General features: G+C 34.8%; 13 protein-coding genes and 1 CRISPR repeat array (1 of these 14 only partly in view). Of the genes, 4 read left to right on the top strand and 9 right to left on the bottom strand.

All coding sequences use genetic code 11. The annotated features are described in order from the left end of the window. A CRISPR array of direct repeats spans positions 1-1,416; the repeat unit is 30 nt; unit sequence GTTTCAATTCCTTATAGGTATTCTATAAAC; it reaches 1,523 nt to the left of the window's first position. 180 nt (positions 1,417-1,596) lie between these two features. Both CLORY_RS08260 and CLORY_RS08255 read right to left on the bottom strand, forming a co-directional pair. Beyond that, positions 1,597-2,166, bottom strand: coding sequence for a DL-endopeptidase inhibitor IseA family protein (locus CLORY_RS08260; protein ID WP_169911567.1), 570 nt, complete (start codon positions 2,164-2,166; stop codon positions 1,597-1,599). A 178-nt stretch (positions 2,167-2,344) separates the two neighbouring features. Then, the gene (locus CLORY_RS08255; RefSeq protein ID WP_079423162.1) at positions 2,345-2,746 is read right to left on the bottom strand and encodes a pyridoxamine 5'-phosphate oxidase family protein; all 402 of its coding nucleotides are present in this window, start codon (positions 2,744-2,746) and stop codon (positions 2,345-2,347) included. Between the two features lie 135 nt (positions 2,747-2,881). Here CLORY_RS08255 and CLORY_RS08250 point away from each other — a divergent pair, with 135 nt between their 5' ends. After that, on the top strand, positions 2,882-3,229 hold the full coding sequence (locus CLORY_RS08250) for a winged helix-turn-helix transcriptional regulator (RefSeq protein ID WP_242954372.1): 348 nt from the start codon (positions 2,882-2,884) through the stop codon (positions 3,227-3,229). A 55-nt stretch (positions 3,230-3,284) separates the two neighbouring features. On the opposite strand, the gene tyrS is transcribed toward CLORY_RS08250, so the two are convergent. Further along, positions 3,285-4,529 (bottom strand): tyrosine--tRNA ligase, encoded by a 1,245-nt coding sequence (gene tyrS, locus CLORY_RS08245; RefSeq protein WP_079423160.1) that lies wholly within the window; start codon positions 4,527-4,529, stop codon positions 3,285-3,287. Positions 4,530-5,156: 627 nt separating this feature from the next. Between tyrS and CLORY_RS08240 the strand changes: the two genes are divergently transcribed. Beyond that, on the top strand, positions 5,157-5,699 hold the full coding sequence (locus tag CLORY_RS08240) for a DUF2812 domain-containing protein (protein ID WP_079423158.1): 543 nt from the start codon (positions 5,157-5,159) through the stop codon (positions 5,697-5,699). A 250-nt stretch (positions 5,700-5,949) separates the two neighbouring features. On the opposite strand, the gene CLORY_RS08235 is transcribed toward CLORY_RS08240, so the two are convergent. The 5 genes from CLORY_RS08235 to CLORY_RS08215 form a co-directional block, all read right to left on the bottom strand. After that, on the bottom strand, positions 5,950-6,201 hold the full coding sequence (locus CLORY_RS08235; protein WP_079423156.1) for a TfoX/Sxy family protein: 252 nt from the start codon (positions 6,199-6,201) through the stop codon (positions 5,950-5,952). 1 nt (position 6,202) lies between these two features. Continuing rightward, positions 6,203-6,562 (bottom strand): VOC family protein, encoded by a 360-nt coding sequence (locus CLORY_RS08230; protein ID WP_079423154.1) that lies wholly within the window; start codon positions 6,560-6,562, stop codon positions 6,203-6,205. Between the two features lies 1 nt (position 6,563). Continuing rightward, a complete protein-coding gene (locus CLORY_RS08225) occupies positions 6,564-6,803 on the bottom strand; it encodes a zinc ribbon domain-containing protein (RefSeq protein ID WP_079423152.1) in 240 nt (79 codons plus the stop codon). Positions 6,804-6,822: 19 nt separating this feature from the next. Beyond that, the gene (locus CLORY_RS08220) at positions 6,823-7,410 is read right to left on the bottom strand and encodes a TetR/AcrR family transcriptional regulator (protein WP_079423150.1); all 588 of its coding nucleotides are present in this window, start codon (positions 7,408-7,410) and stop codon (positions 6,823-6,825) included. A gap of 117 nt (positions 7,411-7,527) precedes the next feature. Then, entirely contained in the window at positions 7,528-8,178 is a 651-nt protein-coding gene (locus CLORY_RS08215) for an HD domain-containing protein (protein ID WP_079423147.1), read from the bottom strand. 306 nt (positions 8,179-8,484) lie between these two features. On the opposite strand from CLORY_RS08215, the gene CLORY_RS08210 reads away from it, so the two are divergent. Then, the gene (locus tag CLORY_RS08210) at positions 8,485-9,168 is read left to right on the top strand and encodes a response regulator transcription factor (protein WP_079423144.1); all 684 of its coding nucleotides are present in this window, start codon (positions 8,485-8,487) and stop codon (positions 9,166-9,168) included. Beyond that, on the top strand, positions 9,168-10,649 hold the full coding sequence (locus CLORY_RS08205) for a sensor histidine kinase (protein WP_169911566.1): 1,482 nt from the start codon (positions 9,168-9,170) through the stop codon (positions 10,647-10,649). Before CLORY_RS08210 ends, CLORY_RS08205 begins: the two co-directional genes overlap by 1 nt. An 84-nt stretch (positions 10,650-10,733) precedes the next feature. On the opposite strand, the gene CLORY_RS08200 is transcribed toward CLORY_RS08205, so the two are convergent. After that, positions 10,734-13,418 carry an alpha-mannosidase gene (locus CLORY_RS08200; protein ID WP_079423139.1) on the bottom strand — a complete coding sequence of 895 codons (2,685 nt, stop codon included), beginning with the start codon at positions 13,416-13,418 and terminating at the stop codon, positions 10,734-10,736. Positions 13,419-13,428 lie beyond the last annotated feature (10 nt).

Raw genomic sequence — 13,428 nt, 5'->3', positions numbered from 1 at the left:
TTCAATTCCTTATAGGTATTCTATAAACCATTAAATATCGAGAGATTGGCAGAGCGTTGTAAATAGTTTCAATTCCTTATAGGTATTCTATAAACCAAAATCAAAGCACCAGCTATAGACAGCAAATGTGAGTTTCAATTCCTTATAGGTATTCTATAAACGATGTACCTAAGAATTTCAATGTGTCTGATGGTATTTGTTTCAATTCCTTATAGGTATTCTATAAACTTCATATCCACAATAAGGGCAAATAAGATTGTTTTCGGTTTCAATTCCTTATAGGTATTCTATAAACCAATCTCATTAGCACTTATTTTATTTCTTTTTAAAGGTTTCAATTCCTTATAGGTATTCTATAAACCACCAGCCTTATAGAAGATATCATACAATCGGTTGGTTTCAATTCCTTATAGGTATTCTATAAACCAAGCTTCTTTCTCTTTCCCCAATAAGCAAGCATTGTTTCAATTCCTTATAGGTATTCTATAAACCCTACGGAAGTAAACTTAATGTCGGAACTCAGAGAAGAGTTTCAATTCCTTATAGGTATTCTATAAACGCTGCATATCCGACTACTTTTCCACTGCCCTCGATAGGTTTCAATTCCTTATAGGTATTCTATAAACGAAAGTCTCAATAGGTTCAGAGCTGTAGCAATGGAGTTTCAATTCCTTATAGGTATTCTATAAACAATATCAAGTAAGGCTATGAAAGAAGCTCACAAGTGTTTCAATTCCTTATAGGTATTCTATAAACGCTATTTCTCTGGTTATCTTCGTTTTAACTTTTTAAGGTTTCAATTCCTTATAGGTATTCTATAAACTTGCGAGATAGTGCAGGAGCATGGCAAGGAGGAAGGTTTCAATTCCTTATAGGTATTCTATAAACAAGATAATTAACAATGCAATCCTTATGGATGATGAGTTTCAATTCCTTATAGGTATTCTATAAACAAGCAGTGAATATGACAGAGTTGCAGATGTTTTTTGTTTCAATTCCTTATAGGTATTCTATAAACCTTTCTTTGCTTTCAGAATCTTTTTTGCTCCAATACTGTTTCAATTCCTTATAGGTATTCTATAAACACAGAATACCCAAAGATACACCCAGCTCAAAAGCCAGGTTTCAATTCCTTATAGGTATTCTATAAACAAAAATATTGAAAGGTTGGCAGAGTACTGCAAGTAGTTTCAATTCCTTATAGGTATTCTATAAACTATCAATCTGGCGGAGAAGGAAAAAACGTGGTTTGGTTTCAATTCCTTATAGGTATTCTATAAACACTCCTCCGATAATCCCAATTTGTCATTGAATACAGTGTTTCAATTCCTTATAGGTATTCTATAAACCAGAAAGTCTCAATAGGTTCAGAGCTGTAGCAATGGAGTTTCAATTCCTTATAGGTATTCTATAAACCCTTCCAACTCCCATTATATCAGGGCTTATTATTTTGTCAATTTGTTACTGTTGTGTTAACAAAACCTGCAAGCCCTCTATCTGTCCCATTATTAATTTCGTCGACCTCCCGGTGTTTTTACACTACTGGAGGTCGACGAAAAAAATAAATTCTTAATTTTTCAGTTTTCAGGCTATCCCCTAGGAAATCTCCTTCCATTGACTGATAAGCCATTTACCATTAGTATGGATAAGAATAAGCTTGCTAGTGGTCCTAGCTCCTCCAGCTTCTTCTCCTTCCAGTGTAACTTTCACAGATTTATTAACATAACTTTTGCTTTTTACTGTTGCTTTACTTAAATCCACGATACCAATTTCAGGATCGCCAACGCCTAGATAGTAATTACCTTTATACAAAACAATCATGTCCTGCAAAATTTTATTCTTAAGCTCTTTAGTAAAATAACTGTCAAGATGAGTTTCTTTTTCTACATAAGCTTTAACAGCTTTTTCGCTTTTAAGCTTTACAGGTAATTTCCCATAATCTATTCCGTTGACCTTTATTATTTTATCCTGATATGGACTGCCTAATCCATATAGCTTGCGAAAAGCAGTATATGCCTTAGCACTTATTTCCACTATTTTTTTGTTAGAAATAGTTGCTGTTTTTGATTTTGTTGAAGCAGATGCCGTGTATCCAAATACAGATGTAAAAAATAATAGTGTTACAACAAAACTCAATATGCTCTTTCTGATTTTTAAATGTTTCATATATAACTCGCTTCCTTTAAAAATAATTTGTAGTATCACCTTCATATAAGTATAGCATTGTACACAAATATATGTACCGCTGACTTATGTCCAACGAACTTTCCTCAATTAAATATACGAAGCGTATTAGATATAGTTTTAAATTACATTAAAGCCGTATAAACACTATAAATTCATTTTATTTGTATAATTCGTAAGTGGTTGAATCACCCTTCATCGATGCAATAGTAGCTGTCCCTTTTGTAAAGTATAGAACTGCAAAGATTCCATCATCGATGTTATACATGTTCTTAAGAAATGGATTGCTTTCAAGTGCAGCTTCTTTTGCTTCACGTCTATCATCATTTGCTAACTCTCCAGTAAGACGAATCCATTGGCCCTTCTTGTTCATGCCAGAGATTTCAACTTTAGGATTTGCAATCATCTGTTTAAAGCATTTCTTTGTATTATTAGTTACAATATATAATTTTCCTTCGTATTCAAAAACAGCACCGAAAGGTCTTACTCTTGGTTGATCGCCCTCCGTAGTTGCTATATAGAAAGTTCCTGCTTCTTTTAAGAATTCTAAAGTTTCCTTCATTATATGTTGCTCCTTCCATGTACACATGTTAAAATTTTAATATATATCAATAATAGCATGTGTAATTAAAAATACAAGTACGATTATTTCGCAATGTAAGTATCCTAAAAGATACTATAGAAAGGATATGAAGTATTGGATAACAAAAGTTTATTTGGTAAATGCCCGTATTTTACAGCTCAGAAGGTTTTTTCAGGGAAGTGGTCCATACTCATAATGTATCATTTAAGTGATGGCACCTTGAGATATGGCGAACTTATGCGAAGGATGGAAGGGATTACCCAGGCAACGCTGACGAAACAGCTGAGAATGCTTGAAGAATATGGATTAGTCAGCCGAAAAGTATATTCAGAGATTCCACCTAAAGTCGAATATTCTCTTTCGGAATTAGGCAGAGATTTTCAGCCTGTTTTAGAGCAATTCAAAATATGGGGGGATAAGTACATCACTTCCCTGAAGGATAAGAAATCTCCAGAAGAATAGCATATAAAAAATTCAGCCTTATCAGCTGAATTTTTTATATTTCTCTACTATTTAACTACTCAAACACTACCTTCAAATAATTCTTCTTTCCTCTTTTCAGCATCACATATCCATCTCGAAGATCTCCTTCATTAACTATCTTGTTAAAATTTTGTACCTTTTCATTGTTTATACAGATTCCTCCTTGAGCGATAAGTCTCCTAGCTTCTGATTTTGAAGATATAAAACCACTTTCAGTAAGAAGATCAATTATATTTATGCCCTCAGCTATAAACTTTTTATCAAGTTCTTTCTTTGGCATATCCTCCTTGACTGCTCCAGTTTTAAATAGACCTTTTGCTGCCTCTGCTGCTTTGTTTGCTTCCTCTTCTCCATGAACAAGTTTTGTAATCTCATAAGCCATAAGTCTCTTAGCAGCAATTATGTCATCTTTGCAAAGAGTTAATATCTGCTCCAAAGGTACCCTTGTAAATAACCTTAATAGCGTTTCTGTATCCTCGTCTTTTACATTATAGAAGTACTGGTAAAAATCAAAGACGGTAGTCTTTTCTCTGGCAACCCATAAAGTACCGTTTTCCGTTTTCCCCATCTTTTTGCCTTCCTTTGTCATAAGCAATGGGCAGGTTAATCCAAATATCTTATCTACCTCATCATCATTTTGAAAGTTCATTTTTCTAAGAAGATTTACTCCTGCTACAATGTTTCCCCATTGGTCACTGCCGCCTATCTGCAGCTTACAGCCGTATTTTTTATTTAGGTATACAAAGTCATAAGACTGCATCAGCATGTAGCCCATCTCAAGGAAGGTTAAGCCTCCTTCTTTTAATCTGTTAGTGTAAATTTCTGAAGAAAGCATTTTGTTCACATTAAAGTGAATACCAATATCTCTCATAAAATCAACGAAACTATAATCATGCATCCATTCATCGTTACTTAAAATTATAGCTGGATTATCCCCATCTGTCTTTATAAACCTTTTTGCTAGAGCCTTAACCTCTTCTACATTATGCTGCACTTGTTCCTTACTAAGCATCTTTCTCATGTCACTTTTCCCTGTAGGATCGCCTATGAGCGCAGTAGCTCCGCCTACCACAAGTATTCCCTTATGGCCTGAATCCTGAAGATACCTGAACATCATAAGTGCAAAGAAATGTCCTATATGCAAACTGTCAGCGGTTGGATCTATACCTAAATAGAAGGTTATAGGTTCCCCGTTCAGTGCTTCCCTTATCATATCTTCATGAGTAGCTTGGTAGACATATCCTCTTTCCTTCAATATTTCAAATAGATTACCTGACATTTTAATCACCTCTTAATATAATATTTTTTATCATATTTCTCAGACAAGTTATCTGTTCAATATGTAATTAAACGCAACAAAAAAGCTTTCATCCTAATCAAGGACGAAAGCATAACTCACGTGTTACCACCTATTTTCATTGCCGTCTCACAACGACAAACTCACTAAGTATCGCAGCTGCAACTTTCTGCATCTGGTAATACCTTGCATTATAACCTATGCAACGAAGGGAAATCGCCTACTCGCTGTACGCTTTTGGGACTCAGCTCTAAGATGTATTCAAACCATTTCGTTTTGCTCCTCTCACCACCCGGAAACTCTCTGTAAAACTACGTTGGCTCTACTCCTTCTCTTCAACGCTTTTTTATGATTATATTATATTGTATGCATACACTTTAATTTTATATAACAATTTTTATTTTGTCAAATATTAAAAATATTATAGTTCTTGACATGTATATTGAGCGATGATATATATAATAATCAGGAACTATCTAAGGTAGCCGGAGAAGAAGATAGAAAAAAGATTTATAAAATAACCAGCAATGGAATGGAACTTTTAAAGTCTGAATACAAAAGGCTCCATGAGCTTTATAAAAATGGCACAAATATTTTGGAGGAGATAAAATGAGCGAAATTAAAATTCACAAATTCTGGTGGATGTGGCAGCATAAAAAAATTGAACGTTGGCTTGAAGAGAAGGAATTAAATGGAAAAAAGCTTACAAGAACAGATTATATGGGTAGTGTTTTTTATTTTGAAGAATGTGAACCTCAGAAGGTAACTTATTGCATAGATTATGCTAACAAAGTTACTGAACAATATACACAGTTTGTGTCTGAAGCTGGTTGGCAGCTGTTTGAATTGGGTTTTGGATGGGTAGTTCTAAGAAGAGAATATGCAGCAAAAAAGCCTGAGTTTTTTACGGACTATCATTCGGCTATTCGCAGGAATAAAAACTTCATGTCAGTCTTTGTGATATTATTTTATTTTCTTGTTATTCAGCTGCCTGGTGATATCAGATATTTATTTGAAGCTAATAGCGTTTTGTTTTCTATCATCAGATTTGTCATCTTCATGATTACCCTTACTTTAGCTTCTATTCTAGGTATAGCAACTGCTCAATTTCTAGGTACTAATATAGTTCTTGCAAGAAAGAAAAGAATATAATAAATATTTTAGTAATGGAGCTTAGCGGATAGGACTTATATTTACCGTTGCAATAACTTCTATTTTTGCTATGATGCTTATCCCATTCATAGGGATTAACATAGCTCTTACCAAAAATAGAAAAATGCAAAACAAATAAATTCCTATGAACTTTTGTTTTACAAAATTGTTGTTACAAAATCAGAACGGCTAGTCCAGTTTCTTATGCAAACTAAACTAGTCGTTTTCAGAAATATATGTGCGACTTTTTTTACAGTGCATTGAAAAAATCCTTTAGCTCCTGATTCATTTCCTTTGACAGGTAAGTATATCTTATCCCTTCAACAGCTCCTTGTAAAGCATAGAGCTTGTGAAGACAGCAAGTATCGTCTCTCATCTTGAGCCTGATAAAAGCCTCTTTACTTCCCATTTTTCTCAGCGCCTCAGGTGTATCTACACCTGCATCAACAAGCAGCTTCGCAAGCACATTTCCGATATTAGGCAGATCAGATAGCGTACTCATTTTATCCTACCCTCTTTGTATAATCAGTTATTCCTAATCTATTGCCAAATGGATCTTCAAATTCTGCTACCATTCCAGTAAAAATCTCGAAGGGCTTTGATAGAAATTTGACACCATTTCCTTTTAATCTCTCGTATTCCTTCTTAACATTCTCAACTTCAAACCATATAGTTGGTTTTATCTCAGGAAACATCTTTTCATCCTTCAATATAATTGCAGGCTCCTCTTCTCCAACCTTAAAAGCAATCATGCCTTTGCTGGAAAAATCAAATTTTACCGGCAATCCAACAACATTTTCGTAATACATTTTTGCAGCCTTTAAATCCTTTACTCCAAGAAAAAAATTATCGTAATTTTTCATATTACCTGCCACTCCAAGCTGGCAGTTTAGCCATCATTGCTTTTGCGGCAGCTTCAGCAGCATTTTCATCAAGTCCCTGTGTTTTTATTATAAATCCAGTCATACCTTTTAATTTCTCTTCATAGGATTGCATTGTTCCATCAGGTCTAGCACAAAATTTGCAGTAATCCTTAGAAGTATCTCCCTGAGCAAAATCCTCTATATTTTTCATTGGCATTCCACAAGCTATACATTGTTTCATAATAACTTCCTCCTCAATTTTATTTAGAAATAAGTTTTATATAATGATTAATTAATTCTTCTCCGTATCTATCTAATACAGAGCCATCATGAGAAAACAAGTCTCCATTAGTAATATAATAATGAATAAGTCCTACCCATGTATTATACAGAAGATGTAACGGAATATCTCGAATGGTACCCTTCTTGATTTCCCTTTCTGCAGCTATTCCCATATGAAAGGATATGGTCGACTGAATCATTATATATGTAGCATTAGCAGCCTCCGGCAGCATTGTTCTTTCAATTACAAGCCTAGTATAAAATTGTTCAAATTCCATTAATCCATTAAGATGTGCATGTAAAATATCCACAAGGCTTGAATTTGTATCAACAAGTTCATGAAGTTTTCCACAAATCCTGTTATCAAATGCTTCTATAACAGAACATATGAGTTCTTCCTGAGTAGAGAAATGTGCAAATACAGTTCCGTGAGAAACGCCGGCTTCTTTTGCTACATCGGAAGTACGAGTTGCCAATATTCCCTTTTCCCCAAAAAGTTTCATTGCTGTTTCTATCAGCTTGTTTCTTGTTAATTTTTTCTGTAATTCTCTTTTTGTCTCCGCCATGTTCTCTTCTCCTTAATTGACTCTTTACTCAATGACTATATGCTCATTATACAATTCATTGAGTGAAGAGTCAATAAATTATATAAAAAAATTTTTCTGTTTATAAAAAATAGAATGTTAAATTCCATTCCATTCATTAAAAAACTCTGCTAAATAATCCTCCATAAATTTATGTCTCTTCTCTGCTATCTTTCTGCCAGTCTCTGTATTTATCAAATCCTTAAGCAGCAGTAGCTTCTCATAAAAGTGGTTTATACTAGTACCTTTGTTGTTTTTATATTGATCAAAATTTTCAAAATGGCAAGCTTTTATTTCAGGATCATATATTTCTCTTCCTTTATGTCCCCCGTAGGCAAATGTCCTAGCAATTCCTATAGCTCCAATAGCATCAAGTCTATCTGCATCCTGGACAACCTTACCTTCCATGGTAGACTGTGTTGAATCTACAGCCCCGCCTTTAAATGACATTGTTGAGATTATCGTGGTAACCTTGTTAATTTCCTCGTCGGGCACACTTAAACTGCTGAGCCATTCTGAAGCCAGCTCTTCTCCCATGTCTTCACCCTTTTCATTAAGCTTCCAGTCACCAATATCATGAAGGAGCGCTGCAAGCTCTACTACAAACATATCTGCATTCTCTTTTTCTGCTATGTATTTTGCAGTTTTATGTACTCTATATACATGGTACCAATCATGTCCGCTGGACTCACCATACATTTTATTCTTCACGTATTCTAATGTTTTTTCTATTATTATCTTTTTATTCATGCCTCCACATCCTTTCTAACAAACCCTGGAGCTATGTTTTACAAAAGTGTTGTTTGAGGACAAGCTCTCACTAACAACACTTATGTAAAACAATAATCACACTCTCCCAACAACATTTATGTAAAACAAACTAACAGCCATATTCTTATATAAACATAACACACACATAGAAGCTCGTCTTGCACAATATTTACCTATAACAAAACTTTACCATAAAATTTATAAGTTATACACATGCTATATTATATTTGTCATATTTATGTGCTATACTCTACGTAATAAAAAATTAAAGGAGGAATAGCTGCCATGGCGATAGCCTGCAATGACATAAATATTTTAGTAGTTGACGATGAACAAAGCATATTGGATTTTATCCAAATGGGACTTGAAGCTGAAGGGTTTAAAGTATATACTGCGTTAGATGGAATCAGCGCTGTAGAACTCGCTACAGAAATTAATCCGCCAATAGTAATACTTGATATAATGCTTCCTGATATGAATGGTTTTGAGGTCTGCCGGGAAATTAAAAGATATGTTAACACTTCCATTATCATGCTTACAGCAAAAGACGAGATTGATGATAAAGTTTTGGGATTAAATACTGGAGCAGATGATTATATGGTGAAACCTTTTAGTTTCAAGGAACTTCTAGCCAGAATAAACGCCAGACTCAGAAGCAGTTATTCTCTTAGATATAATGTTCAGTATATTGGAATTTTCAAAATAGATGATAGTACTCATGAAATATCTATGGATGAAAAATTGCTGGCACTTTCGCCCACTGAATATAATCTGCTCAGATATCTTCTTATAAATAATGGTATAGTCTTAAGCAAACAAAGCATCTTAGATAACGTGTGGGAAGATGACTTTGAAGGAGATGAAAACATCGTTGAAGTATATATTAGATATCTTAGAGATAAAATAGGTGATAAATCTCATTCCATAATTAAAACTATAAGAGGCGCAGGCTATAAGGTGGTATTATGATGAAATTGTTTAACAAAAGATATAGTTCTATAAGCTTAAAGTGGAAAATCCTTCGCAGGCTTCTTATTGCACTGCTGCTGCTTTTTATATTTGTTGGTGTTTCACAGCATTTTAGCATGAAATCCTATCTCATAAGATCTCAGGTACAGCTTCTACAATCAAAGCTTCATTCATTAGATGAAAAACAATCCAAACATGATAATGATGATGATAACAACGAATTAAATGAAATTTATAAAAAAATAATATCAAAGGTTGTGGATAATTCAACCGGAGCAGCAATAATTGATTCTGAAGGAAATGTTATATTTAAACAAAATAACATTTCAAGAGAATATAATTATAACGTACCTGTACTTTCATCAGAAGATTATAAAAAAATGATGGTTTTAGCAGTAAAGCCAAAGTTTTATACAATAATAAAAGATAATGAAGGTTACAGTCATGCAGTAATATGGTCAAATTTTAGAATTTCAGGTTCAGAAACAATTTTACTTCAGCTAAATGCCCCTCTGGGTCCTGTAACTAGAATTTTATATAGACAGACACTAATGTTTGTCCTAATTGCCATTACTGCAGTCTTTATATTTATGCTATTGAGCAGTTCTATTTTTAAGCATACTTTAGCACCATTATATGCTATGACGGATACAGTAGCCAAAATAGATATAGGCGAATTATCACTTAGGCTTCCAGAGAAAACACATATTAAAGAAACAGATAAGCTCTCATCCTCTTTTAACGGGATGCTGGAAAGGTTGGAAACTTCTTTTGAAAATGAGCGTATTGTAAAAGAAAAGATGAAAAAGTTTATTGGTGATGCCTCTCATGAACTGAGAACGCCTCTAACCTCTATTCATGGCTTTATTGAAGTACTGCTGAGGGGTGCTGCAAAAAATGAACAACAATTGGAGAGAGCCTTAAACAGCATGTTAACCGAAAGTGAACGTTTGGGTGAACTCGTAAATAATCTTCTGCTGCTAACGAGATTAGATGAGGATGTTAAATATGAGACGAAAAAAGAAAATGTTAAAGATATAGTTAAAGATATTAAGCTGCAGCTTGAGGTTATGGTAAAGAATAGAGAACTTAAGTTGGACGTAAATGAAGATTGTTTTATCTTAGCTAACCGAGATCAAATTAAACAGGTTATCTATAATCTTATCCATAATGCCGTACAGCATACAGATGAATATTCGGGTACTGTTAGTCTTAGTGTTAGAAAAAGTTCTAATCCTTCAATAATTGAAATAAGCGTTAAAGATAATGGAACAGGCATTGATAAAAAAGATTTAGATAATATCTTTGACAGGTTTTACAGAATTGAAAATGATAGATCAAGAAAAAGCGGCGGCTACGGCCTTGGGCTTTCCATTGTTAAATCCATTGTAGATGCTCATGGCGGAACTGTTGAAGTTGAGAGTGAGCTTGGAAAAGGCACTGAGTTTAAGATAAGATTTAAAAATGTTGAGATGTTATAAAATTTGATACTGGTTATTCAGCTTCATTATGTCATACAAAAAATTAAGAATTAAAATTAGAAATGCTGGAAGAAATTCTGAATATTAGAATTTCCTCCAGCAGCAGCTTACTATCTCCGCTGGTCTAATCTCATCCGAAATCTCTTCTGAAACAGGTTCCTCGAGAAGGTTACATTTTTCTGCTGTTCTTCCGTTAATATTTATATTAAACTTCTGAAGCTTATCTGTCATATTATATCCTCTTGTGATTATCTCATCAGAATTTTCCTTTTTCTTGAAGGCTGTGAGCATAAATGCTTCTCCCTCTATTGAGGCATACTGGTAATCTGCTTCGTATGTTCCTGTGTGAATATCCGTTTGATAAACGCTGAACGGAATCTGAAAATTAACAGCCTCATGAAAGGTTCTGAGCTTATCCTGCTCATCACCATGAAAGGAGATCGCAAACTTTGCAGTATGTTTTCCTAAACACTGAGCCTCCGGTGTAGGAAAATATCCCCAGTCTCCAAGCTCTCCTACGCAGCGCAGCAGCGTCACAGCAATAGTACTTCTGTCTTTTAATATCTCATATTCATTCAAACCATAATTTGCCACAGTAACACCATGGTTTTCATCACTTATGTTTACAAAAGACTGCTGATGCTGAGCATTAGTTGGGTTCTGCCAAGTATCGCTGACACTGTTACTTCTCTTTATTACTTCATATATGCTTTCAGCCTCATGTTCGCTTCCGATTATTTCAGTATTGAACAATACTCTTAACCTGTGATCCTTCATCTGATTGTCAAAGGAAGTCTCAAGCTTAATCTGCTGACTGCCTCTCTCTAGAATAAGCTTTGTTTTTAATATAAGCTCAGCTGTAATTTCCGATCTTGAAGCCTTACGGTTACGAAATTCTACTATTGATTTCTGCTCCTTTTCCAAGAGTTCATCTGCTGATACAGGTATATTTATCCTATGAGTTATCTCAATTTCTCCGTACATATAGCTATTTGCCTTAACAGTTATCTCTGCCTTTGTGTTAACTGTGGTTATAGTTTCATCTCCCTCAGGCTGCTTGAAGATATATTCGTTGCCTATATCTCCTGTATCTTCAAATACCATAAGCTTTGAATAAGTGTTTCCATTTTTCTTATCCGTGACGTTAAGACTACCATCCTGCGCAACCTTTATCCTAAGGAATTCATTTTCAAGCAAAGCTCCAGCATTTTTTACTATATTTTCTTGCTCATGTATATCTGCTTTCTGTTCAACTAATGCAAAACTCTTCCAGGACATAGGAAGCATATCTTTCATTATTACACGAATTCTTATATACTTAGCCATAAAAGGCAGCCTGAATTTATCCTTAGGTAAGTCGTAGCCAAAGCTAGATCCTCCATCTGTAATCTCAGCTTCAACTGTATTTCCATTAACATCAATTACAGCTAGTTCCGGTAAAGCTTCCTGTTCAAGCCTATCGTAAAGTTTCTCAATATACTCACCTGCAAAAGGTATTCTTTTATATTCCAAGAATATTTCAGCAATGCCTGTTTTTTTATATCCTGCTGTATTGAATACTACGAAAGGCTTTAATTTCGCTGAAAACTTTGATGTATCTATCTTGGTAAGTAATTCCTTTGCTGCTGCTTCTGCAAGGAACTTCCCAACTTCCTTTGCTTTTTTAAATCTAGTCACCATTTCACTGTGAACCTCATCAACACTGCAACCGCATATGCTGTCATGAGGATGGTTCTGCATAAGGGTTTTCCACGCATACCTAAACTCATCACTAGGATACTTGTCTTTTGAATCATAAGCCATAGCAGCTAAAGGTTCTGCTATATTTTCAAGAAGGCGTTGAATTTCTGTGTTCATCTGCTTTAGATAGATACGAGCAGATGATGTATTGGCCAGTGTATACCATCCATCAGTTTCTTGACTTGTAAGTTCTCCTGACACAGTACTTAGATCCTCTGGTAAACTTTCTTTCACAGCAGCTATATAGTCTTCAAAATTGCTATGCACAAATTCTATATCTGGATACAACTCATTAGCAACTTTGATGGCCTGAGAGATATTCTTCTGTACAGGCTGATGATCACAGCCATTCATCATAAGCAGATTATCTGTAGAAGCATACTTTGAAGCGTCTGAAAGCTTCTTATCCCAGAAGGCTTTTGCTTCCTGCCTATCCACAGGAATCTCGTTTCCGTTGCTATACCAGTTAGCAAATAATATTGCCAATATCTTCGATCCGTCTGGAGCCTCCCACCACATCTCTGAAAACTGAGATGCATACTTCTTATCTGTTAAAACCTCATTATTAAACCCTGTAGGGTTAACCCCCCTTCCGAAGGCCACTGCTTTAAGTCCTGCACCCAACATCATCTGAGGTGCCTGCCCCATATTTCCAAATGTATCAGGGAAGTACCCAAGGTTTACTGGTGCTCCCCACTTCTTTGCTTCATCTATACCAATTAGCATGTTTCTTGTATTAGCTTCGCTGCTTATTAAAAAATCATCCTGAAGAATATAAAAAGGTCCTATTCTAAGCTTTCCCTCTTTTATGTACTTTTCGAGCAAGTCTCTTTTTTCTGGCCTTACCTGCAGATAATCATCAAGTATAATGGTTTGACCATCAAGATGAAAGCTGTTAAAACCAGTATCTTTTTCAAATAACTCAAGCAAATCATCCATTAATTGGATTAGCCTCATGTGATGCTGCTCATAGGGAAGATACCATTCTCTATCCCAATGACTGTGAGAAATAATATATACTTTCTTCAAACCGTAAGCC

The organism is Clostridium oryzae, assembly GCF_002029235.1.
GTDB lineage: Bacteria > Bacillota > Clostridia > Clostridiales > Clostridiaceae > Clostridium_AE > Clostridium_AE oryzae.
Note: the sequence above shows the minus strand (reverse complement) of the source record. Positions and strands in the feature narration are given on the sequence as shown.

What these genes read in the sequence shown, in the direction of transcription:
- CLORY_RS08260 (WP_169911567.1), bottom strand. Translation starts at nt 2,166, where the DNA reads ATGAAACATTTAAAAATCAGAAAGAGCATATTGAGTTTTGTTGTAACA.
- CLORY_RS08255 (WP_079423162.1), bottom strand. Translation starts at nt 2,746, where the DNA reads ATGAAGGAAACTTTAGAATTCTTAAAAGAAGCAGGAACTTTCTATATA.
- tyrS (WP_079423160.1), bottom strand. Translation starts at nt 4,529, where the DNA reads ATGTCAGGTAATCTATTTGAAATATTGAAGGAAAGAGGATATGTCTAC.
- CLORY_RS08240 (WP_079423158.1), top strand. Translation starts at nt 5,157, where the DNA reads ATGAGCGAAATTAAAATTCACAAATTCTGGTGGATGTGGCAGCATAAA.
- CLORY_RS08235 (WP_079423156.1), bottom strand. Translation starts at nt 6,201, where the DNA reads ATGAGTACGCTATCTGATCTGCCTAATATCGGAAATGTGCTTGCGAAG.
- CLORY_RS08230 (WP_079423154.1), bottom strand. Translation starts at nt 6,562, where the DNA reads ATGAAAAATTACGATAATTTTTTTCTTGGAGTAAAGGATTTAAAGGCT.
- CLORY_RS08225 (WP_079423152.1), bottom strand. Translation starts at nt 6,803, where the DNA reads ATGAAACAATGTATAGCTTGTGGAATGCCAATGAAAAATATAGAGGAT.
- CLORY_RS08220 (WP_079423150.1), bottom strand. Translation starts at nt 7,410, where the DNA reads ATGGCGGAGACAAAAAGAGAATTACAGAAAAAATTAACAAGAAACAAG.
- CLORY_RS08215 (WP_079423147.1), bottom strand. Translation starts at nt 8,178, where the DNA reads ATGAATAAAAAGATAATAATAGAAAAAACATTAGAATACGTGAAGAAT.
- CLORY_RS08210 (WP_079423144.1), top strand. Translation starts at nt 8,485, where the DNA reads ATGGCGATAGCCTGCAATGACATAAATATTTTAGTAGTTGACGATGAA.
- CLORY_RS08205 (WP_169911566.1), top strand. Translation starts at nt 9,168, where the DNA reads ATGAAATTGTTTAACAAAAGATATAGTTCTATAAGCTTAAAGTGGAAA.